22 protein-coding genes are annotated in these 22,017 nt (G+C 65.7%); 10 read left to right on the top strand and 12 right to left on the bottom strand.

Annotated features, from left to right (window positions below):
• Nucleotides 1–131: 131 nt before the first annotated feature.
• The 3 genes from C437_RS17405 to C437_RS17395 are packed head-to-tail and all read left to right on the top strand — an operon-like array spanning nucleotide 132 to nucleotide 1,992.
• Complete coding sequence (locus C437_RS17405; protein ID WP_004518314.1) at nucleotides 132–830, top strand: DUF120 domain-containing protein; 699 nt, start codon at nucleotides 132–134, stop codon at nucleotides 828–830.
• Nucleotides 817–1,491 (top strand): 3,4-dihydroxy-2-butanone-4-phosphate synthase, encoded by a 675-nt coding sequence (gene ribB / locus C437_RS17400; protein WP_004518313.1) that lies wholly within the window; start codon nucleotides 817–819, stop codon nucleotides 1,489–1,491. The genes C437_RS17405 and ribB overlap by 14 nt, the downstream gene beginning before the upstream one ends.
• A gap of 42 nt (nucleotides 1,492–1,533) precedes the next feature.
• The gene (locus C437_RS17395) at nucleotides 1,534–1,992 is read left to right on the top strand and encodes an RDD family protein (RefSeq protein WP_004518312.1); all 459 of its coding nucleotides are present in this window, start codon (nucleotides 1,534–1,536) and stop codon (nucleotides 1,990–1,992) included.
• Nucleotides 1,993–2,126: 134 nt separating this feature from the next.
• Here C437_RS17395 and C437_RS17390 read toward each other — a convergent pair whose 3' ends face one another.
• The gene (locus tag C437_RS17390) at nucleotides 2,127–2,363 is read right to left on the bottom strand and encodes a hypothetical protein (RefSeq protein ID WP_004518311.1); all 237 of its coding nucleotides are present in this window, start codon (nucleotides 2,361–2,363) and stop codon (nucleotides 2,127–2,129) included.
• A gap of 248 nt (nucleotides 2,364–2,611) precedes the next feature.
• On the opposite strand from C437_RS17390, the gene C437_RS17385 reads away from it, so the two are divergent.
• Nucleotides 2,612–3,544 carry a branched-chain amino acid transaminase gene (locus C437_RS17385; protein WP_049919881.1) on the top strand — a complete coding sequence of 311 codons (933 nt, stop codon included), beginning with the start codon at nucleotides 2,612–2,614 and terminating at the stop codon, nucleotides 3,542–3,544.
• A 20-nt stretch (nucleotides 3,545–3,564) separates the two neighbouring features.
• Here C437_RS17385 and C437_RS17380 read toward each other — a convergent pair whose 3' ends face one another.
• The 3 genes from C437_RS17380 to C437_RS17370 form a co-directional block, all read right to left on the bottom strand.
• Entirely contained in the window at nucleotides 3,565–4,224 is a 660-nt protein-coding gene (locus C437_RS17380; RefSeq protein WP_004518309.1) for a DUF502 domain-containing protein, read from the bottom strand.
• A 106-nt stretch (nucleotides 4,225–4,330) separates the two neighbouring features.
• Nucleotides 4,331–5,506, bottom strand: coding sequence for a galactonate dehydratase (gene dgoD, locus C437_RS17375; RefSeq protein WP_049919880.1), 1,176 nt, complete (start codon nucleotides 5,504–5,506; stop codon nucleotides 4,331–4,333).
• Between the two features lie 142 nt (nucleotides 5,507–5,648).
• On the bottom strand, nucleotides 5,649–6,533 hold the full coding sequence (locus C437_RS17370) for a ketopantoate reductase family protein (RefSeq protein ID WP_004518307.1): 885 nt from the start codon (nucleotides 6,531–6,533) through the stop codon (nucleotides 5,649–5,651).
• Nucleotides 6,534–6,622: 89 nt separating this feature from the next.
• On the opposite strand from C437_RS17370, the gene C437_RS17365 reads away from it, so the two are divergent.
• The gene (locus C437_RS17365) at nucleotides 6,623–7,180 is read left to right on the top strand and encodes a hypothetical protein (protein ID WP_004518306.1); all 558 of its coding nucleotides are present in this window, start codon (nucleotides 6,623–6,625) and stop codon (nucleotides 7,178–7,180) included.
• Nucleotides 7,181–7,182: 2 nt separating this feature from the next.
• On the opposite strand, the gene C437_RS17360 is transcribed toward C437_RS17365, so the two are convergent.
• The 3 genes from C437_RS17360 to C437_RS17350 all read right to left on the bottom strand — a co-directional run bounded on the left by C437_RS17360 (nucleotide 7,183) and on the right by C437_RS17350 (nucleotide 10,093).
• Entirely contained in the window at nucleotides 7,183–7,485 is a 303-nt protein-coding gene (locus tag C437_RS17360; protein WP_004518305.1) for a DUF7130 family rubredoxin-like protein, read from the bottom strand.
• A gap of 116 nt (nucleotides 7,486–7,601) precedes the next feature.
• On the bottom strand, nucleotides 7,602–8,810 hold the full coding sequence (gene metX, locus C437_RS17355; protein ID WP_004518304.1) for a homoserine O-acetyltransferase MetX: 1,209 nt from the start codon (nucleotides 8,808–8,810) through the stop codon (nucleotides 7,602–7,604).
• A complete protein-coding gene (locus C437_RS17350; RefSeq protein WP_004518303.1) occupies nucleotides 8,807–10,093 on the bottom strand; it encodes an O-acetylhomoserine aminocarboxypropyltransferase/cysteine synthase family protein in 1,287 nt (428 codons plus the stop codon). The genes metX and C437_RS17350 overlap by 4 nt, the downstream gene beginning before the upstream one ends.
• A gap of 143 nt (nucleotides 10,094–10,236) precedes the next feature.
• On the opposite strand from C437_RS17350, the gene C437_RS17345 reads away from it, so the two are divergent.
• Entirely contained in the window at nucleotides 10,237–11,190 is a 954-nt protein-coding gene (locus C437_RS17345; RefSeq protein ID WP_004518302.1) for an AAA family ATPase, read from the top strand.
• 2 nt (nucleotides 11,191–11,192) lie between these two features.
• Here C437_RS17345 and C437_RS17340 read toward each other — a convergent pair whose 3' ends face one another.
• The 5 genes from C437_RS17340 to C437_RS17320 are packed head-to-tail and all read right to left on the bottom strand — an operon-like array spanning nucleotide 11,193 to nucleotide 18,035.
• Nucleotides 11,193–11,609: an SHOCT domain-containing protein gene (locus tag C437_RS17340; RefSeq protein ID WP_004518301.1), complete on the bottom strand. Its 417-nt coding sequence runs from the start codon at nucleotides 11,607–11,609 to the stop codon at nucleotides 11,193–11,195.
• 42 nt (nucleotides 11,610–11,651) lie between these two features.
• Nucleotides 11,652–13,265, bottom strand: a complete 1,614-nt coding sequence (locus C437_RS17335) for a DUF7519 family protein (RefSeq protein WP_004518300.1) — start codon at nucleotides 13,263–13,265, stop codon at nucleotides 11,652–11,654.
• A 2-nt stretch (nucleotides 13,266–13,267) separates the two neighbouring features.
• Nucleotides 13,268–14,656 (bottom strand): DUF58 domain-containing protein, encoded by a 1,389-nt coding sequence (locus C437_RS17330; RefSeq protein WP_004518299.1) that lies wholly within the window; start codon nucleotides 14,654–14,656, stop codon nucleotides 13,268–13,270.
• 2 nt (nucleotides 14,657–14,658) lie between these two features.
• On the bottom strand, nucleotides 14,659–15,258 hold the full coding sequence (locus C437_RS17325; RefSeq protein WP_004518298.1) for a DUF7269 family protein: 600 nt from the start codon (nucleotides 15,256–15,258) through the stop codon (nucleotides 14,659–14,661).
• On the bottom strand, nucleotides 15,258–18,035 hold the full coding sequence (locus tag C437_RS17320) for a transglutaminase TgpA family protein (RefSeq protein ID WP_004518297.1): 2,778 nt from the start codon (nucleotides 18,033–18,035) through the stop codon (nucleotides 15,258–15,260). The genes C437_RS17325 and C437_RS17320 overlap by 1 nt, the downstream gene beginning before the upstream one ends.
• A 213-nt stretch (nucleotides 18,036–18,248) precedes the next feature.
• Here C437_RS17320 and C437_RS17315 point away from each other — a divergent pair, with 213 nt between their 5' ends.
• The 4 genes from C437_RS17315 to C437_RS17300 all read left to right on the top strand — a co-directional run bounded on the left by C437_RS17315 (nucleotide 18,249) and on the right by C437_RS17300 (nucleotide 21,964).
• Nucleotides 18,249–19,598, top strand: a complete 1,350-nt coding sequence (locus C437_RS17315; RefSeq protein ID WP_049919879.1) for a right-handed parallel beta-helix repeat-containing protein — start codon at nucleotides 18,249–18,251, stop codon at nucleotides 19,596–19,598.
• Between the two features lie 54 nt (nucleotides 19,599–19,652).
• Complete coding sequence (locus C437_RS17310) at nucleotides 19,653–19,928, top strand: hypothetical protein (protein WP_004518295.1); 276 nt, start codon at nucleotides 19,653–19,655, stop codon at nucleotides 19,926–19,928.
• A 95-nt stretch (nucleotides 19,929–20,023) separates the two neighbouring features.
• A complete protein-coding gene (locus C437_RS17305) occupies nucleotides 20,024–20,962 on the top strand; it encodes an ABC transporter ATP-binding protein (RefSeq protein ID WP_004518294.1) in 939 nt (312 codons plus the stop codon).
• A gap of 132 nt (nucleotides 20,963–21,094) precedes the next feature.
• A complete protein-coding gene (locus C437_RS17300) occupies nucleotides 21,095–21,964 on the top strand; it encodes an ABC transporter permease (protein ID WP_004518292.1) in 870 nt (289 codons plus the stop codon).
• Nucleotides 21,965–22,017 lie beyond the last annotated feature (53 nt).

Here is a 22,017-nt window from a genome sequence, read left to right as displayed (position 1 = left end):
ATTGAAGCGTATTCAGCTACCTACTGTTACACACGCTTTTCGCCAACGCGTTTCGAGTTTGTAACCGTTCCAAATATGGAATGCATTCCACCTTCGGTATGCTTATCCGGCGGGAATCCCTACCTGACTGCATGGCTGAATCAACGGGACAGGGCGTCGGTCGAGACGAGCTGGCGACGCTGAAACTGCTCGCCCTCGACGGTGCGCTCGACGAGTCGACGAAGGTGTCCTGTGCCGACCTCGGAGACCGGCTGGACGCCTCGAACCAGACCGCCTCGCGGCGACTCCAGCGGCTCGAAGACGCCGGACTGTTGGCCCGGAACATCGTTAGCGACGGACAGGAGGTCGAACTGACCGCCGACGGTGAGCGCCGCCTCCAGTCTGAGTACGCTGACTACCGGCGCATTTTCGAAGCCGACGCCAGCGTCGACCTGACCGGCGTCGTCACCTCGGGGATGGGGGAGGGTCGCCACTACATCACGCTGCCGGGCTACATGGAACAGTTCATCGAGCGGCTGGGGTACGAGCCGTTCGCGGGCACGCTCAATCTCGAACTCACAGCCGAGAGCGTTCGCAAGCGGGCACGGATGAGCGCTATCGAGCCCGTCACCATCGAGGGCTGGGAGGACGACGAACGGACCTACGGCCCAGCGTACTGCTACCCCGCCTCGATAGAGGGCAGCGACGGCGAGTACGAGCCGGCCCACGTCATCGCGCCCGAGCGGACCCACCACGGCGAGGAGCAACTCGAAGTGATAGCGCCGGAGAAGCTCCGCGAGGTGCTGGAACTGGCCGACGGCGACGAGGTGATCGTGCATGTCTCGGAGTGAGGAAACCGCCGTCGACGCCGACAGCGTGGCCGATGCGGTCGCGGCCTTCGCCCGCGGCGAGCCAGTGCTCATCCACGACGCCGCTGACCGTGAGGGCGAAACCGACCTCGTCTACCCGGCCGGCGCTGTCACCCCCGAGGCCGTCGCTCGCATGCGAAACGACGCCGGCGGCCTCGTCTGTGTCGCCCTCTCGGACCGCGTCGCCGACGCGCTGGAACTGCCGTTCATGCAGGAGGTCCTCGCCCACCCGACTGCGGCCGACCACGACCTCGCGTACGACGAGCGCTCCTCGTTTTCCCTGACGGTGAACCACCGCGACACGTTCACCGGCATTACCGACGATGACCGCTCGCTGACAATCCGGGAACTGGCCGCTGTCGCGGCGGACCCTGACCCCGACGCATTCACCGATGCCTTCCGGTCGCCGGGCCACGTCCACCTCCTCCGGGCGGCCCCGGACGGCCTGGCCGACCGCGAGGGACACACCGAACTCGCGCTCGCGCTCGCGGCAGCGGCCGATCTGCCCGACGCCGCCGTCGTCTGTGAGATGCTGGACGACGAGACCGGCGCGGCGCTCCCCCCGGCAGCGGCACGGGCCTACGCCGAGCGCGAGGGACTCGTGTACGTCGAAGGGGCCAGTCTGCTGGAGCGGTTCGAGTAACGGAGTCCAAAGCGGAGCGGGACATAGGTTTATATCATTTTGGTGTCAGTTGGTGAGTATGGCCTGGTTCGAACGCCCACAGCCCGAAATGGTACGGAGGGAGACGTTATCTGGCGGCGTGTCGCCGCAATAATACTCGACATCGTGGTTATCGGCATCGCTTCCTCAGCCATCATCGGCGTCCTCGGGCAGATTCGACTCGGAGTGCTCGGGAATCTCTTCGGCCTTCTCATCGGATTCGGGTACTACATCTACCTCGAAGGGCAGTACGGCCAGACGATCGGCAAGATGGCTCTCGACATCGTCGTCGTGACGGAAGACGGCGACCCTATCAAGTATGGGCCGGCGGCGATTAGAACCCTCCTGCGAATCGTCGACGTGCTGCCGGCGTTCTACCTGATCGGCTTCGTTGCCGTTCTTGTCACGGACCGCAAGCAGCGGCTTGGTGACATCATCGCGGATACGGTCGTCGTCCGCGCTGGCGAACCCGGAAGAGTGTGAGACGCAGTCGGACTCTTAGAACGAAGTCACGCTGTAGAGCGAAGCCGACGGGTGGATGGACCGCTGCTTCGCAGTACGTGGAAGGAAGACGAGACAGCCAGCGACTGATTTTGGGACCACGATCCGCGATAAGGTTAGAAAGGCGTATCAGCCGCTCTGTACACCTGTCGCAGGCCGCTGGCGAGGAGATACAGCGTTGCACCGACGACGAAAGCGGTACCGACGGCGCGGGAAAGACCAGGGAGCGGCGATTCGACGACGCCAGCAAGGTTACGCGTGATAACCTGGGCCTGAATCAGGAGCAGGCCAAGCGGGACCAGCAGCGTTGCAACGCCTCGATGGAGGGACCGTTTCAGCGTGGACTCGGACATGTCAGGGGTGGACGGATGGCGGCGAGTAAAGATTTCTGCACTCCTCGCTCGCCGTGGGGACCGAGCGCCACGACGCCGTATCTGCGGCGCACTCCAGAGATGTGTCCCCGAATGAGCGGGTGTGGCACGGGTCGACCGTCAACACTCTTAACCACGGGAATCAATGGGGTAGATATGACACACGACGAGACAGCAGGAGGCACCACGCGCGGGCACTGCGACTGTCGACGCACCGGAGGGGTCGTGCGATGAGCGACCGTCCAGAGATGTTCGAAGGGACCGACCGGATCTGGATGGATGGCGAGTTCGTCGACTTCGAGGACGCACAGACCCACGTTCTCACCCACGCGCTGCACTACGGGACCGGCGTTTTCGAGGGTGTCCGCTGTTACGACACCGAACAGGGACCGGCCATCTTCCGCTGGGAGGAACACCTGGACCGCCTGTACAAATCCGCGAAGCCCTACGACCTCGACATCGAGTTCAGCAAGGAGGAACTCACTGAAGCGACGACGGAGCTCATCGAGACGGAGGGGTTCGAGTCGTGTTACATCCGCCCCATCGTCTACTACGGCTTCGACTCGCTGGGCGTGAGCCCGAAGAGTTGCCCGACGAAAACCACCATCGCAGCGTGGCCGTGGGGCGCGTATCTCGGCGAGGAAGCGCTGGAAGAGGGCGTCGACGTGATGGTGTCGTCCTGGCGCAAGCACGCCTCCAGCCAGATCCCGACCAACATCAAGACCACAGGACTATACGTCAACAGTATGCTCGCCGGCGAGGAGGCTCGCCGAAACGGCTACACCGAGGCCATCGTCCTGAACAAGGAAGGTAACGTCGCCGAAGGTCCGGGCGAGAACATCTTCATGGTCCGGGACGACGAGATATACACGCCCGGACTGGCCGAGAGCATTCTCGAAGGCATCACCCGCAACACCGCAATCACGCTCGCCGAGGAGATGGGTTACACCGTCCACGAGGAAGCGACCATCTCCCGCGGTGAGCTATACACCGCTGACGAACTGTTCTTCACCGGCACGGCGGCAGAGGTCACGCCCATCCGAAGCGTCGACGACAACGAGATCGGCGAAGGGACGAAAGGGCCGGTCACCGACGAACTCCAGTCGGCCTTCTTCGACGTCATCGAGAGCGGTGACCGCGAAGAGTGGTTCCACTACGTCTGAGAGGGCAGTGAGCGGCGCTGTTAGTCGTCCGCGAGGTCGTCCTCGTCGGCGACTGGAATCGGCGTGGCGGTACTGCGCTCAGTGTCGCCGAATCCGGCGCTGAGGATGCGTGTCAGTGCTTCTTCGACGCGTTCGTCGATTTCCTCGTAGCGGCTGGGTTCGACTTCGACGACGTAGCCGGTCGTGATGTTCGGCGCGGTCGGCAGGAAGAGCACCTCGCGGCCGTCGTCGGTCGTCTGTCCCGTTTTGAACGCCGTCATCCGCATCCCGTCCCACACTTCGAGTTTCACTGGCGCTTGGAGTTCGTCGGTGCCCCCGACAGCCGTCTCGACCGCCATCTTCGAGGCGTTGTACACCACCCGGAGTCCGGGCACATGGTTCATCGCGTCGTCGATGGCCCGTTCGACGATGTCGCCGAAGGCCGTCCGCATCAGATAGCCGATGGAGAACACGATGAGGATGAAAATAATCAGCGTGGTAAACACCCGAGCGAGTTCGACAGACGACGTTCCCGAAGGGAGTCCAAGCGCCGCTAGCAGCTCGCTGTCGATTGCCGGGATGACCGCTGCGGATGCGAGGATAGAGTAGAGATAGAGGATGACGTAGACCGTCACCAGCAGGGGCAACAGAACGATGAGGCCGCTCGCGAAATCGCGCTTCCACGACGTTGAGGAGGCCATACAGGTACGTATCGGGCGCGGGATATGAGCCCTTTCCTTTGGTGCGTGGCCGTACTGTCACCACACAGTCGCTGGCAGGGGAGTGCAACGAGGAATCGTAGCCGGACTACCACTCGGCGACGCTGCCGTCGTCGTGTCGCCAGACGGGGTTGTGCCAGTCGACGTCTTTCTCGGACTGCTCCCGGAGGAACGACTCGTCGATCTCGATGCCCAGACCGGGATCGGTCGGGACGGTGACAAAGCCGTCCTCGTAGTCGAACACCGACGGGTCGGCCAGATAGTCCAGCACGTCAGTGGTCTCGTTGTAGTGGATGTCGATGCTCTGCTCCTGAATGAGTGCGTTCGGCGAGCAGGCGTCGACCTGCACACACGACGCCAGCGCGACCGGGCCGAGCGGGCAGTGCGGGGCCATCGCCACGTCGTAGGCCTCGGCCATCGATGCGATTTTGTACACCTCGGTGATGCCCCCGGCGTGGGAGAGGTCGGGCTGAATCACGTCGACAGCACCGTTCTCGAACACCTCTTTGTAGTCCCACCGCGAGTACATCCGCTCGCCGGTCGCAATCGGGATGTCGGTGTGGGCGGCGATAGCCGGCAGCGCGTCGTTGTGCTCCGGCAACACCGGCTCCTCGATGAACATCGGCTCGTAGGGCTCCATCGCGGACGCGAGGCGCTTGACCATCGGCTTCGTGACGCGGCCGTGGAAGTCGACGCCGATGTCGACATCGGGGCCGACGGCCTCCCGGACCTCACGGAGCCGGGTCGCAGCGGCCTCGACCGTCGCCGGGGTGTCGACGCGCTCGATTTCGGGCGTCGCGTTCATCTTCAGCGCCGTGAATCCGGCGTCGACCTGCTCGCGGGCAGCGTCAGCCACGTCGGAGGGCTCGTCGCCGCCAATCCACTGGTAGACGCGGATGCGGTCCCGGGCCTGCCCGCCCAGAAGCTGGTGGACTGGCGCGCCGAGTTGCTTGCCCTTGATGTCCCACAGCGCCTGGTCGATGCCAGCGATGGCGGACATCAGGACCGGGCCGCCGCGGTAGAAGCCGCCGCGGTACATCGCCTGCCAGTGGTCCTGGATGTTCTCGGGGTTCTCCCCAATGAGGTAGCTGTCAAGCAGTTCCTCAACGGCCGCCCGCACAGTGTGTGCCCGGCCCTCGACGACAGGTTCGCCCCAGCCGACGGTGCCGTCGGCCGTCTCCAGTCGGAGGAAGAGCCAGCGGGGCGGGACCTCGAACAGTTCGTAGTCGACGATGCGGTTCCCGGCCGCGTCGTCCGCTGTCATTCCGGTGTCCTCCTCGCTGTGGTACACGAAGCAGTCCCGCTGGGAGCACTACGCGGCGCGCCGAGCCGCGCTCCGTCGGTTTGTGGAATCATGTGAGACACACATAGGAGACGTGTATATAGTCGTTGTGTGATTCCAGAACCTACCGCTCGCGGTGTCGCTCCCACGTACGGACGAGCCCGGCAAGCGTCTCGTTCACGGGAACTGGCTCTGTGGCGGCGTCGGCGACGTAGCCATTGATAGCGCCTATCTCGGTTTGCTGACCGTCCGAGACATCTTGGTACATCGACGAGTGGTTGGCGGCGGTGTCGTCGACGACGCGCTCGACGAGCGACACCGCACGCTCGTCCGAGAGTTCGATTCCCTGTTCGCGGGCGACGGCGGCCGTCTCACGGGCGGCGTTCGCGGCGACGGCGTCGGCTTGCGAGTCGGCCAGCGCGCCGTTTTCCACGCGGGCGAGGGCCGTCACCGCGTTGATGCCGGCGTTGACCGCGAGTTTCTCCCAGAGGCGGGTCGGCATATCCGTCGCGACGGTCGTCTCGATGCCTGCCGAACGGAACGCCGCTCCAGCGTCGTCAGCAACTGCGGACCGGCCGCCGTTGCGCTCTCCCAGCACGATTTCGCCGCGGCCGGTGAAGGCGACGGTGCCGGGTTCTCGAAGTCGCGCGCCGTAGGAACACGTCCCCGCCAGCACCGGACAGTCGAGTTCGGCGGCTAACCGCTCCTCGTTTCCCATCCCGTTCTGGAGCGAGAGGCAAGCGTCGAGCGTGCAGTCCGCGAGATCCGTCGCAACGGCAGCGGTGTCGTAGGCCTTGACCGTCACCAGCGCGAGGTCGGTGCTGGCCGGGACCGTCGTCTGTGCGGTCGGCTGGACCCGAAACTCCTCGGCCCCAACCACTGAGAGCCCGTTCTCGCTGACGCTACCGACGTGTGGCTCGCGGCCCACCAGCGTCACGTCGTGTTCCTGGGCGAGCAGGCCACCGATGAGGCTGCCCAGACTTCCGGCCCCGACGACGACGATATCCATACCACCTCGCAGGGACGGCCCGAACAAAAACCTACCACCGGCGTGCCGGAATCAGCACGCACTTGGCGGCAAGCGATGAATGAACGAGCATGGGCGACTCCGACGACGCCGAGGCGGTAGTTCGGGCCATCGACGAGATCGGTATCGACCGGTTGACCGAGACAATCGTCACGGCGTGGGAGGGCATCGGTGGCAGCGGCGAACCGGGTCCGACTTGGCCGGAAGACGAAACCAGGCGTCGCTTCGAACTGTCCGACCCGGACGAAGCGGTCGGGCTGGACGTGCTCGCAGCGGTGCTGGACGCATCACAGCGGTCTCCCGAAAAGGCGTTTGTCCACCTCGGTGTCGGACGGCGAGACACACCCCAGCACGAACGGTTCGCTGTCGAGACGCTCGCGGGCCACACCGATGTTTCGGCCACCGATACCCACACGACCGGAACGGTGCCAGTGACAGCAGCGACGTTTGACGCCCTGGCACGAGTCTACGGCGGGAGTCTGGTGTACGTAGTCATCGGTGATGAAGACGGGCAGGCGATTCTCGAACTCGACTGGACGACGCTGCGGTTCTCGCTCCCGCCGTCAGCCGTCGAAACAGTACAGGAGACGGTTGGACCGGCCGTCGCCGAGCGATTCGAGCAGGCGTAGTTTCAATCCTCCTGCCAGTAGTAGATGTCCTCTTTTGGCGCGTTGCAGGACGGACACTCATCAGGAATGTCCTCGATTTGCCCCATCTCGCCGCATTCCCAGCAGCGCCACATCAGTTCGGCCTGGCCCGCGGCCCCGGCACTGAGATGTTCACTCGACATCGCCTCGATGCCGTCCTCAACCGTGACGTAGAACCCGTGTTCGTCGAACCCGCGGATGGTCCCGAGTTCGGTGCCGTCCTCGTCGTACACCGTCTGTCCGAACGAGTACTCCTCGCTTTCGATGTTCGTGGTCATGTCAGCCATACACAGAAATAGTCGTGCCGAAATGTGTTAAATGCTACCGTGGGTCAGAATATGCATGATTGACGAGCCGAATCGGGGCCAGCAAACCCGCCTGTCGGCGAACGGCACCCGCACCGTTACCGCGAGAACAGGCTGTTGTGGACCGGCGCGAAGTCGCTCTCCTGGCTGTCCTCGACTACCGAGTCGGTGACAGCCTTGCCGTCGACGCCCGCGTCGAGGAAGTCAGACAGCGGCGGCCCGACGTTGTCCGGTTCGACGAGGAAGGCGTCGTGGCCGTGGTCGGAGTCGATGACGTGGTGGGCGACGTTCGCGTCGGCCGCCCGGAGCGAGTCGGCCAGCGCCTCCGCCTGCTGGGTGGTGAAGTGCCAGTCGGCGGTAAAGGACATCACCAGCGCGTCGCCGTCGAAGGCAGCCAGCGCGTCCGCGTCGGACTCGAACCCGGCGGCGAGGTCGTAGTTGTCCATCGCCCGCGTCAGGTAGAGGTAGCTGTTGGCGTCGAAGCGTTCGGTGAACTTCTCGGCGTTGTAGTCGAGATACGACTCCACGTCCCGGTACGGGAAAAAGGCCCCCGCGGCGTCGGTGGGGAACGTGCGGACGGCGTCCCGCCCGGCGGCGCGGCGACCGAAGCGGCGCTCCATCGAGGCCTTCGAGAGGTACATCACGTGGCCCAGCTGGCGGGCCAGCGCCAGCCCGTCACTGGGTGGCTCGTCGTCCTCGCCGTAGTAGTGGCCCCGATTCCAGTTCGGGTCGGTCGTGATGGCCCGGCGGGCGATGGCGTCGAGCGAGAGGCACTGCGTGTCCAGCCGTGCGGCGGCGGCGATGGGGACGATTCGGTCGACGTGGTCCGGGTGGCGCTTGGCCCATTCGATGACGTTCATGCCGCCGACGCTACCGCCGACGACCGCGTGGAGGTGCGGAATCCCGAGTTCGTCAAGCAGCGCGCGCTGGGCCTCGGTCCAGTCGGTGACGGTGACCGGCGGGAAGTCGGTGCCGTAGGGCTCGCCTGTCTCCGGGTTCTCGCTTTTCGGCCCCGTCGACCCGTAGCACGAGCCCGGGACGTTCGCACAGACGACGTAGTACTTCGTGGTGTCGATGGCTTTGCCCGGGCCGACGATGTCGTCCCACCAGGCGCGGGCCTGGTCGGCGCTGTCGACACGGTCGCGACCGGCGACGTGGGCGCTGCCAGTCAGGGCGTGACAGACAAGCACCGCGTTGTCACCGTCGAACTCCCCGTAGGCCTCGTAGGTGATTTCCAGATCCGGAATCGTCTCCCCGCAGTCGAACTCGAACGCACCGAGCGAGATGGTGTTGTGTTCGGCGTTCATGTGATTCGCTCGATCGTGTCGTCGATGTCCGCGATGATGTCTTCGGCGTCTTCGATGCCGACGCTGAACCGGAGGAGGTCCGGCGTGACGCCGCTGGCGCGCTGCTCCGCCTCACTGAGTTGGGCGTGGGTGGTCGAAGCGGGGTGGATGACCAGCGTCTTGGCGTCGCCGATGTTGGCGAGGAACTGCGCGAGCTCCGTCTCCTCGCAGAACTGCCGCCCGGCGTCGAAGCCGCCTTCGAGGCCGAACGTGACGATGCCGCCGAACCCGCCCGAGAGGTACTGCTGTGCCAGATTGTGGGTCTCGTGGCTCTCCAGCCCGGGATAGGTGACCCAGGCGACCTCGGGGTGGTCGTCCAGATGTCTCGCGACGGTCATCGCGTTCTCGCAGTGGCGCTCCATCCGCAGGGAGAGCGTCTCGGCCCCCTGAAGGGTCGCCCAGGCGTCGAACGGTTTCTGGCCGTCGCCAAGCGAGCGGAGGGCGCGCTGACGGGCGGCGACGGAGAACGCGCGGTCGCCGAAGGCCTCCGAGAAGTTCTTGCCGAAAGCCTCGTTCTCGCCGCCCAGTTCCGGGAACTTCTCGGGGTACTCGTCCCAGGGGAACGAGCCGCCGTCGACGAGGACACCGCCAACAGTGGTCCCGGAACCGTGTATCCACTTCGTCGTCGACTCCCAGAGGAGGTCGACGCCGTGGTCGAGCGGGTTACAGAGCGCCGGCGTCCCGAACGTGTTGTCGACGAAGACGGGGACGCCGTGGTCGTGGGCGACCTCGGCAATCTCCTCAATCGGCGGCACTACGAGCGACGGGTTGCCGATGGTCTCGAAGTGGACGTAGGCCGTGTCCTCGTCGATGGCCTCGGCGTAGGCGTCCGGGTCGAGCGTGTCGACGAAGCGCGTCTCGATGCCCCGGCGGCTGGCGGTATTGGAGTAATAGGAGTGGGTGCCGCCATAGATAGAGGACGCCGTCACGATGTTGTCGCCGTTGGCCGCGAGGACGAACGTCCCGGCGTCGAGGGCGGCCATCCCTGACCCGGTCGCGACGGCGTCGACGGCGTTTTCGAGCGACGCAATGCGGTTTTCGAGCATCCGAACGGTGGGGTTGTCAAAGCGCGAGTAGACGTTGCCGTCGTCCTCCAGCGCATACCGGTCGGCCGCGGTGTCGGCGTCCTCGAAGACATACGACGAGGTCTGATAGATGGGCGGCGCGCGCGCCCCTGTGACCGGGTCCGGCTCCTCCTGGCCGGCGTGGACACAGCGCGTCCCGAATCCGTAGTCGTCAGTCATGTGCAGTATGCATATATCCCTAGCTATCTATAACTCAGAGTTACGGCAATACTCTCTTATTGTGATGGAATGACACAGAGTCGGTTCGCCTCCTGGCGAAACCGAGGGAGAGGGTATTTGTCGGTGGCTGTCTACACGCTCGTATGGACCACGACACTGCCGGACGAACCAGCCGACAGGTCCTCGACGCCGTCAGCAGTGCCGTCATCGCCGACGACCGCTTCCTCGAAACCGTCATGACCGGGATTCTCGCCCGGGGGCACGTCCTGCTGGAGGACGTGCCGGGCACGGGGAAGACGCTCACCGCCCAGTCGTTTGCGACGGCGCTCGACCTCTCTTTCAAGCGGGTACAGTTCACCCCGGACCTGCTCCCGTCCGACATCACCGGCTCGAACGTGTTCAACGAAGCCACCGGCGAGTTCGACTTCCAGCCCGGCCCCGTCTTCGCCAACGTCGTGCTGGCCGACGAAATCAACCGCGCACCGCCAAAGACACAGGCCGCGCTGCTTGAGGCGATGGGCGAGAAACAGGTGACCGTCGACGGCGTGACCCACGACCTGCCCGAGCCGTTCTTTGTTATCGCCACGCAGAACCCCGTCGAACAGGAGGGGACCTTCGGCCTGCCCGAGGCCCAGCGGGACCGCTTCATCGTCAAGACGTCGATGGGGTACCCCGACTTCGGTGGCGAGCGCGAACTCATCGACCGACGGGCAGACCGGACGGCACAGGCCCCCAGCGTCACGAGCGTCATCGACGGCGAGCAACTTCCGGCCCTACAGCGGACTGTCGAGTCGGTCACCGTCGACGGCACGCTTCGGGACTACGTTATCGAACTCGGGCGGGCCACCCGTGAGGACGACCGCGTCGATGTCGGCGTCTCCCCGCGTGGCATTCAGCGACTGTTCGAGGCTACTCGCGCCGCTGCGGTCCTCGACGGCCGCGACTACGCTGTCCCGGACGATGTCAAAAGCGTCGTCGAGGAGGCGTTCGCCCACCGACTCGTGCTGACCGCCGACGCAGGTGTCCGTGGCGTCGACCCGGCAACCGTCGTCGAGGACGTGCTGGACCGCGTCGAAGTACCGGCTGTCAGTCCCTGATTTCACGTCCGTTCGGTCTCGCGCTGTCGGTCCCGCGCCTGGTCCCGGAGCACCGCGCTGTCTTCGATATCCTCCAGCGTCTCCGTTTCAAGCAGTCGCTCCAGTTTCCGCTCGAACTGCTCGTCGGTCAGTTCGCCGTCAGCGTAGCGGCGGCGCAAGCGTTCCAGCGGCGTCTCGTCGGTATCGGTCGATGACGACTGGGTCGCCGCTGTCTCGTCAACACTGGCTTCCGCCGCCTCGTCTTCGTCGCCGTACAGCAGTTCCGTCAGCGGGACGACCACGACGTAACCGACGAGTAGCGCCGCGAGCCACCACTCCTGTCCAGAGAGGAGAGCGACGAGCCAGAACCCTGTCACGGCCAGCGAAGCTATCTCGGTCGCGTTGTCTCTGGCCCGTTCCCATCGAGACTTGGTGGCCATACTAGCTGTTTGACAGCACTGCACAAAGGAATGTTCGGTGCGCTATCGTATCGCGGCCACCAGCGACAACACGGCGACGAGGCAGACTACGAGTCCGGCCACAGCGACCGACGGCTCGACGGCAATCGAACCGCGGGCGACGGCGGAGAGACCCAGCGTCGCCGCCGCGCCGACGCCGCCGATCCCGACGGTTCCGCCGGTATGGACGAGTTCGGTTCGGCGCGTCGCGGCTCCGGTACCGACCTCGTGTCCCAGCGTCGTCCCGAAGGACCCGGCGTCCCAGACGACGACTGCACCGACCAGACCCGCGAGCACCAGCCACGTCGGCGTCGAAAGCGTCGCGGCGAACGCGCTCGCACCGAACAGCCCGGCGGCCGCGAGCGTAACGCCGGCCGTCCGCTCTCGCAGGTAGCTCGTCGCCAGCGCCACCCACAGCTGTCCAGTCACACTGGTAACGGAAAACAGCGCCACGACGACAAATGCCAGCGTGACGGTTTCGGGGCCGTACACGTCCAGTATCGGAGTGAAGAACTGTTCGACAGCCGGCGCGGCCGGCGTCGCCCGGAGCGTCGTCTCTATGGCATCGACTGCCGGCCCCGCGACCGCAACCACGGCAAGCGCGATGACGCCGCCGCCGACGTACGGTGCGAGGACGGTCCCCACGCGGTCGGCCGAGCTCTGGACCGTCCGCCGGAGGAACCAGACGGCCACTGTGACGACCGTCCCGATGAGGAACAGCCGCCAGAGGAGGCTGCGGAGGCCCGGTGCAGCCGTGACTGTGACGATGAGTTCGTACAGCCCGACCGGAAGCAGTCCGGCCAGTGACTCCTGACCGAGACCCAGTTCGAACAGGCCGGCGACCGGAGCGACCAGCAGGGCTAGCCGGCCCGTCCACCGGAGCGTTCGCCCGACAGCAGCGATAGCCCTGTCGACGTCTGGCGCATCGCTCGTTTCCGGGACAAGTTCGGAAAGCGGCAGGGCGTCAATCCCCCGCGCCAGTGCCATGGCGGCGAGGGCGAGCAACAGGCTGAAGATGGCGATATGCGTTCGCCCGGGGACCGGGTCGAAAATCGGTTCCAGCACACGGGAGAGGACCTCGCCGGTCAGTTGCTGGATGCCCGGCGTTCCGGCGTTGGACTGCAGGAAATCGACGGCACCTCGCGTGAACAACACGAGGGCAACAGCGAACGGAACGGCGGTCGTCCGCACGACGACGCCACCGTAGGCCCCCACCCGCTCGGTGTCGACGACACCGCGAGTGGCCGCGGTCGCACCGAAAACAGCGGTCAGACAGCCGATGACGACGAACACCTGCGACAGGAGTGTGACGACTGCCGGTCGGATGCCAGCCTGTGAGGGGGCAGGGAACAGTTCGGCACCGAGCGAGGCGACCGTCCCGCCAATGGCAACGGAAAGCCCGACGGCGACTGGCAACGCGAGAACGCTAGCCAGAACGGTCCCGACCGCCTGCCAGCTATCCCAGCCGCTCAGCCACAGCGACAGCGCCAGCAGAACGCCGGTGGCCACACCGACGAGCGCGGCCCGGTCGGCGGACACAGTTCCCAGCAATCCCACGACCAGCAGTGCTGTCACGCCGACGACGGTAGCGAGGCTGGTCCAGGGCATTCGGGTCGGAAGTGTGGTGTGGTCGTACATTGTTACACGCTGAACAGGTCCGCGAGCGAGGCACGGAGTGCCACGTCTATCGGGCTGTCGAGGTCCCAGTCGATGACGGTCGCGCCAGACAGTTCGGCTCGCTGGAGACGAGCGACGCGTTCGGTACTCGCGACAGCCGCGCCGAGCGAGTCCCCGCGGGCCAGCGATGGACTGACCAGCGTCGTCGGATAATCGCGGACCGCAAGCGACGACACCAGCGAGACGGGCCAGTCGTCGGCGGCCGGTGAGAACACGACTACCTGCGCGGTCGGCGGGAGTCGGGCGAGCACGGCAAGCAGGGCTGGGTCCTCGATGGTGCCGCCGTCGGCCGTCGTCACCCGCGCAGCTTCGCTTCGGGACTGGTGTGGTGGGGCGTCCTCGGACGCGCCAGCGTCACCGGCCGCGTCGGTGTCCGACTGCCGAGCCGCGGCGCGACCCACACTGTCGAATATCTGTCTCGCGTGGGCGGCAGCGTGACCGCCCGAGGCGTCGACCCACGCCAGTCCGTCGGGACCGAGTCCGCCGGGGACATCCTCCGGGGCCAATCCGACCGCGCAGACGCTCGCGACGACGCTGGTCCGGGAGAGCGCGTCGAACAGGCGCTCGGCGGCGTAGGCCGACAGTTCGGCCCCGGTCGGGAATCCCGGCTCCGGCGTCACGCGGGCCGGCGGCCGCGCGTCCACGACTAGCACCGTTCTGACAGCCTGTTCCTCCCGATAGTCAATGGTTGTCAGCTCGTCGGTCTTTGCGTAGCGCCGCCAGTCGATGCGGTTGACCGGGTCACCGGGCTGGTAACTCCGCGTCGAGTGGAACTCCAGCCCGCTCCCGCCGGTGTCGGTCGGCAGCGTTCCCGCCCGCGGGAGCGTGGCATCAGCCATCGGGACTTCGGAAACGGTGTTGGAGCAGGTCACCGTTCCGTCGCCGGCCACCGTCAGGTCGACGGTCACCTCGTCGCTGGCCGACAGCGTCCGCACCCGCACCGCGGCGGCGTCGAACGTGTAGGTCCCGCGCTTTGCCATCACGGCGTATGAGAGCGTCGCGCTCTCGTCGGGCCGCAGCGAGGTGCAGAGCCGCGGCGACCCCTCGACGACGGCCAGTTCCTCCGGCACGCCGTCGATGACCCGCACGTCGGTCAGCGAACTGCGACCGGTGTTTGTGAGAGTGAGTTCGACCGCAACCGGTTCGCCCGGCGTCGGCTGGGCGTCGGAGACAGTTCGTGCCGCTTGCAGGTCAGTTCCCGCCGGGAGCCGTAAGAGCGCACCGTAAGCGACGTAGATGAGCGGGATTGCGGTCGCTGCGAGCAACAGCGGCTCGGCAGTCAACAGCGAGACGCTGACGAGAAACAGCGCGGCCGCAAGGCCGCCGCTCCAACGGCGCACACGGCGGTGCATCGTCAGCGCGCACCTCCAGACAGCTGCTCGATAGCGTCGACCGTCCGGCGGATGCGGCGGCGGCGCTCGCTCTCCGGGTCAAGCCACAGGCGGAGCCGGGCCAGCAGCGACTGCGGTTCGTCCGGAGCGAGCAGCGCCGCCGCGACGGCGTCGTCGGTCCACGTCCCGGCACGTACTGCCTGGCGAGCGGACGCCTGCGAGACGCCGGCTCCGATAGCATAGGCCGTCGTCGCTGCCGCGGTAAGTCGCTCGGTAACCGTGTCCATGGCCGCATCGTCGCCGGCGACGGCGTCGTCGATAGCCGCGTCGATGTCAGCGGCGACCAGCCGGCTCTCCGTCGCCGTCACGTCTTCCGGCGGGCTATCGATAGCCACGTCGAAGGCAGTCGGAGAGCCACCGCCGAGGAGCCCACCGAGCCAGCCGGCGAGGACCGCACAGAGTCCAACGGTCAGGCTTCCGGCGAGAAGGGTAGTCGTCGGTGCAACGCTACCGAACACGGCGATCAGTGACTCGCCAGCGGCCGTCGGCGCAAAGAGAAGGGAGGCCGCGACGCCGGTCGCCAGCAGCCCCACAGTTCCGAAGACAACCGTTCGGAGGCGCATCAGGCCCGCTCCTCCGTGGGGTCGTCAGTGTCGTCAGTCGCGGTGGACTGCTGTCCAGCGGCCGTCTCGATGGTCCGAATCGCATCCTCGACGGCCGCGACGTGCTCCTGTGGGTCCCGCTGGCCGTACTCGACCGCCCGGAACGCATCCCGGACCGTCCGGACCGCGGCCGGCGGAAGCCCGTCGCGGTCGATGGCATGAGTCGCGATTTCTCCGGGTGTTCGTGTCCAGTACCGACGAAGAGAAACGTGGGTCAGGAAGCGCGTCCACGCTTCGCGGATAGTGACACGAGCCGCGGGCGTTCCGTCGCCCCCGTTTGAGTCAGCCGTGGAGACAGCCGCCACCGCATCGCTTGCTGCGTCTTCGGCCGCTGAAAGGCGTTCAGAAATCCACGCTCGCAACGCGTCAAGCAGTGTCGCTGGCGACCGGTGGCCGGCAAGCAAGTCACGGAGTGCCGTGACAGTGAGTGCAAGTCGCGTTCGGAGGCGGCCCAGCAGGTCATCTGCTATCACCGCGATGCCGACGAGCGCCCCGACGGCGAGTTCGCGGGCGGCCTGCACCCATATCAATATCCGCCCCGGTGTGACGTTCCGCCGACGAGCGACGACGACCGTTCCAGCGACGAGAGCGCCAAGAGCGACCACAGCGCCCGCGGCGTTGACGAATAGGCCACTGACAGTCGTCGTTGCCGTCTGTCCGTACTTCGAGACGGAAATCTGGGCGCTTGCCGTGAATGGCATCCCGACCGTCGCCAGACCGGCCGCGCCGGTCCGTGCTGTCGGCTCCCCGTCGACTGTAACTGTGGCGTTCGTGACCGGATCCCCGCCCATCGTCGCGTTCACCGTCTGGCCAGCGACAGGAACGGCTAGCGGGAGCGTCGGCGACGTAGCCACGGCGAGCCGTTCGAGCTCGATAGTCCTGTTACCGCTGACGGCGTCGCGCTCGACGGCAACGGAGACGTTGCCGGGTTCGGTCGGGAGCGTGACCGTTGCCCGCCCCTGCCGGTCCGTCATCGCCACCTGCTCGCCATCGAGCAGGACATCGCCGTCCCGCACCGGCACGCCGTCGACCGTCGCAGTGACGGTCACCTCGCCGCCGGTGACCTGTTCGCCAGTGATGCTCACCGACGCGGTCGTGTTCAGTTCGTAGCTCGCGTTCGTCGACTGCTGGGCCTGCGGGCCGGTCACAGCGAAGGCGCGAGCGCTGTCACGCGGGACCGAGGGGGCCACGAGTGAGTCTTCGTTGCTGGATGCATCGACGGTAATCGTCAGTTCGGCCTCGTAAGGGACCGTCCCGGAAACGGTGCCGTCCGGGCCTGTCGTTCCGACCGGCTCACCGTTGAACGAGACTGTCGCGCCCTCGACCGGCGCGCCGTCGCGAGTCACCGTCGCAGCCACCGCCGCGCCCGGCGTCGCCGTCCGGTTGAGTTCGATAACGAACTCGCCGGACTGCGAGGCTGTCTGTCCGTCGCCGGAGTCCCCGGTCCCGTCGGTGTCACCGGTCCCGTCGGCATCCGTCTCAGGTATCTCGGTTCCGTCACTCGCTGACTCCTGTCCAGCCACACCAGTCGGGGTTTCGGTCTGCGTCTCGTCCGCCGGCGTCCCGACGGCGAACTCCTCGTCGGGACTGCCGGACTCCGATGCGCTGTACGCCTGACTGTCGTTTTGCATCGCCTGCTGTTCGGATGCCAGGCGCTCCTGCCCCGGCGTGGGGTCGAACTTCACCCAGCCGACATCCTCGAAGTACACCTCGACCCACGCGTGGGCGTTCATTCCGCGAACAGTGTACTGGTTCTGGCCGGTCCGTTCGCCGGTCGAGTAGCCGACGACGTAGCGCGCCGGGATATCCTGACTCCGCAGCATCACCACCATCGACGTGGCGAAGTACTCGCAGTACCCCTCGTCCATCTCGAATATGAACTCCGAGGCTACGTCGTCCTCGGGCGGTTGGCTGACGTTCAGCGAGTAGTTCTTGTTCGCCTCAAGCCACTGTTCGACGGCCACCGCTGTCTCGTACGGCGAATCGCTGTCTTCCGTTAGGCGGTCGGTGAACGGGCCTACCTGAGCCGAAGTCGACGCCGGGATGCCCGTATAGCGCGATTCGATGTCCTCCGGGTAGTCACGGCCGCTCGTCCGAAGCACCTCGGGAGCATCGGGTGGCGTGACGCTGGTCGCGCTGTAGGTCGTTCCGGCGGGTAGCGGCCGCTCGGAGGTGACTGCGCCGTACTCGGTAACCATCACGTCGTCCCGGGACACCGACCGCGGCCGCCAGACGGTCGGCAGCGACGTGGCGGACTTGGCCAGTCGCACCTCGTAGTCGACCGTCGAGTCGGCCATCCCGTCGACCGCCATCTGTCCCTGATATGCCTGCGGGTCCGCTCGTCCGTCCCAGCCCGTGCCGGTGTAGGTTTCGTACGCGCCGGTCCGCCAATAGGCCGGTTCGGAACTCGTAACGGTGAAATGGGGCTCCGTGTCCTGAGACTGGTACGGGCTGTCGCCACTGTCGAGCGAGCCGCCGACATCGGTCTGGCTACCCGGGTTCAGCGCGCCGAGTTGCCCCCCACTGCCGCCGGTCGAGGTCCCCCCAGCCTCCCCGAACGGGCTCTCCTGCGGGAGCGGAATAAGGGACTCTAGCGGGCTCTGTGTCCCACTGGGTGCCAGAATCGGGAGCATTGCCGTCGCCAGCACTACGGCGACGACGCAGACGACAGTGAGCAGTACCCGGAGGTAGTCCCGGTCTGCCGATACATCATCGAACGGCGAGTCGTCGGAGACCACGTCGGATTACCGTATCGTCCCGGCGCTGTCGGCATAAATCTGCTGTCAGTGGCAGGGACGGTGAGACCTGGTGTCTCGTTCTGTCGTCTGGAGGCTCTGTCGGAAGCAAATAGACGCGCCAGTCAGACCGGACAGTTCAGGTATTGACGGGTCTGTAGGGTTCAGACCGGTATTATAAGCGGTTATTGCGAACGCCCGGGCAGCCAAATATACATGACTGTTGACACAAACAGAACTACCACTGAGTCACGACAGTCGGACTGGCAGGCGTCACGTCGGTCCGTGCTGTCGAGTATCGGGGCCGTAGCGGGTATCGGACTGTTCAGCCAAACAGGACAAGCACAGGTGGATGCCGGGCTGCCGGGGACAGGGGCAGTGTATTTCGTCACGACCGGAGCAGGCCAGTCGAACAGGAACGGCAGTGCGAACGGGAACGGAGACAGGAGCAAATACCTAGTGCTTGGTGGCGGCCGCGGCAACGTTGCGTTTTCGACCGGTGGGACTGCCGATGAGGCATTCCAGTATGCCTTCGACAAGGTGCCAGACAGCGGCGGGGCCGTTATCGCGAGCGCCGACACCTTCCGCTTTGGTGGCCCGGCGACGATGGGCGACAACACCACACTGACCGGACAGCAGGGAACCCGTTTCGTCGTCTCGCAGACGGGAACGGATGCGGACCCAGCGCCGTCTGAGTCCCAGTCGAACCCGCTGCCGACCGGCCACGACCTCATCCGCGTGCGCGGCGACAACGTCTCAATCACCGGCATCGAGTTCGACGCCGACGGGACGCAACTGCACAATCAGGCTATTCAGGCCGATCAGTGCGAGAGCGTCTACGTCGCCCGCAACCGGACGGTGAACGGGTTCCAGATGGCGCTGTCGTTCACACGATGTACAGGCGTGACGGTCGAGCACAACGAGGTCAGCAACCCGAACTGGTACGGCATCACCAGCCGTGCCGCACCGACCGGTAGCGATCAGGACCTGCGGCAGTCAAGCGACGTGGTCATCGCCGGCAATCGCGTCGTCGGTGTGAAGTTCAACAACATCGCCCCGTACAACGTCTCGAATTTCGCGGTCATCGGCAACGTCGCCGTCGACGGCGGCCACAGCCTCATCGCCTGCTCGCCGGCCCAGCGCGGGACCATCGTCGGAAACGTCTGTCGGGGTCTGACCGAGTTCGCACCTGACCCCGGGGGCGAGGCGGGCATCGAAATCGAGTACAAGGAGACGCATCTCCGGGACGAGGTCGCCGGGACCCCCGAAGCCCTGTCGTCCGACATCACGATAACGGGCAATCAGGTCGACAACTGTCCGGTTGGCATCCTCGCACGGACAGTTCCGGCGGACGCGGGCAACACCGACGCACGGACCGAGAAGCGACCGTACGGTTTCACAATCACGGGCAACACGGTCAGCAACGCCTCGGCGGCCGGCATCCGGCTCCGGTCGGGCGATGCGGGCGTGGTCGCGACGAACACGGTTCGGAACGCCGGGACCGCTATCGACGTCGACGGAGAGTTCACCGCGGGCATCGAGCAGGGACTGAATGTGACTCGGTAACGGCAGTTCGAGGCGTTGTAAGATATAAACCGCCGGCACGCAAACGACACAGCAATGACTGACGACGAGGAGACGGTGCAGTGCTGGCTGGTCGAGCGCTCCAGTTACGGCGACGAGCGCATGGTGACGCTCATCTACGCCCCGCCGGCGGGCGACCGCCACCTGACCAAACAGCTCTCGCCGAATCTGCTCAGGCGCAAGCGGATTACGGCGGCCACCGACGTCGAACCGGAGCGACTCGAACCGGTAAACGACGCGGAGACGCGGGAACGCTACGCGTCGGAGGCCCAGCGGATGGCCGAGCGCCACGACCCTGACGCCGAGGTCTGAACGGCCGTTGTGGCGACCAAAGTCCGCGCTTCGAGTGTTTTGATTGATAATTGGAACACGAAAGACTATACACGCGGCCGTCACAAACCGGCCGTATGGCAGCGATAGAACTGGATGGCGTCACCAAGCAGTTCGGGAGTCTCACCGCGCTGCAGGGGGTCGACCTCACCGTCGAGGAGGGCGAAATCTTCGGCTTCCTCGGCCCGAACGGGGCCGGGAAGTCGACGACGATCAACATCCTCCTGGATTTCGTCCGCGCAACCGACGGGTCGGCGACGGTGCTCGGCCACGACATCCACGAAGAACCGAAGCGAATCCGTGCCCGCACTGGAGTCCTCCCCGAAGGCTACGACGTGTACGACCGGCTCACCGGTCGCCAGCACCTCTCCTTTGTCATCGAATCGAAAGACGCCGACGAAGACGCCGATGAACTGGCCGAACGGGTCGGCATCGCCGACGCCATCGACCGCAAGGCCGGCGGCTACTCCAAAGGGATGCAACAGCGCCTCGTCCTGGCGATGGCGCTCATTGGCGAACCCGACCTCCTCATTCTGGACGAGCCGACAACCGGACTGGACCCGAACGGCGCACGGCTGATGCGTGAGATTATCCGCGAGGAGAACGAACGCGGCGCAACTGTCTTCTTCTCCAGTCACATCCTCGGCCAGGTCGAGGCCGTCTGTGACACGGTCGGCATCCTCCAGAACGGCCGCCTCATCGCGAAAGACAGCGTGGCCGGGCTACGCGAGGCCGCCGCCGGAGACACTGTCCTCCGCGTGACGCTTTCCGACGGCGACGGCACCGACGACGCGGTCGCGGCTATCGAAGGGCTCGACGAGGTGTCGACCGTGACCGCGGACGGGACCACGCTCACCGTCGGCTGTGACAGCGACGCGAAGATGGCCGTCCTCAACGCCGTCGAGGAGAGCGGGAGCGAGGTCGCCAACTTCGAGACCGAGGAGGCCTCGCTCGATGAAGTGTTCGCCGCCTACACCGAACAACAGGAGCAAGAGCAGCCGGAGGTCGACGCATGAGCGCCGAACAGAACCCCGTCAAGAAGTTCCTCGGCGACGTCGATACGAGCATCAAGAACTCCGAGTTCGTCGACTGGTACCCCATCTCAAAAAAAAGAGTTCCGTGACACGGTCCGCTCGCCGTGGATCTGGGTGCTCTCGTTCATCTTCATCGTCCTCTTCGCGCTGCCGGCGGTGCTGGGCCTGTATTTCAACATCGGCCAGCAGTTCGCCGAGGCCGGAGCGTCGCTGACGACGGACGCGTACGTCCGCTTTGCACTGCCGATTGCAGCACCGCTGCTTCCCGCTGTGGCAATCGTCATCGGCTACGCGGCGATTGCCCGAGAGGGCGAGCGCGGCTCCCTGAAGATACTGCTGTCGCTCCCGTACACGCGCGGCGAACTGCTCGCCGGCAAGTTCGTCGGCCGGAGCGCGATCACGCTCATTCCGGTCACGGTCGGGTTCCTGACCACCCTGTTGGTGTTGCTCCCGTCGGAGATCGAAATTGCGTGGGAATCGTTCCTGCTGTTCGCGCTCGCCACGATGGCATACGGCGTCGTGTTCACGGCGTTCGCTATCGGCCTCTCTGCGGCGCTGAAGACCGCCCGCCGGGCGATGGCGGCGTCGCTCGGAATCTACGTGTACCTGCAGGTGTTCTGGTCGAACCTCGGGGCAGGCCTCGGGAACCTGCTATCGGACCACGCGAACATCGGCGAAGTGACCCAGCTCCACGTCGAGCTGTTCGTCTCGCTGCTGAGCCCCATCGCGGCGTACCGCACGCTCGTCCAGGAGATTCTGCAAGGCTCGCCGATCCGCTCGCGGCTCCTCCTGACGTCGAACCCGCAGGTGACGTGTGAGGAGATGCTGGGTGGAACACTCGAAGTAACCCAGGCCGGTGCCGAGTGTACCAACGCCGCCTTACCGCCCCAGTACGGGACGGTTGCAGTCATCGGCTACCTCCTGCTGTGGCTGGTCGTCCCGCTGGTCGCCGGCTACTACGTCTTCGAGAACAAGGACCTGTAACTCGGTCCCAGTCGGCGCTTGCAAATCAGTTCTCAGTATGCACGGACAGATGA

The organism is Haloarcula vallismortis ATCC 29715 (assembly GCF_000337775.1).
GTDB classification, from domain to species: Archaea; Halobacteriota; Halobacteria; order Halobacteriales; family Haloarculaceae; genus Haloarcula; species Haloarcula vallismortis.
This window is presented reverse-complemented; position numbering and strand designations above follow the sequence as displayed.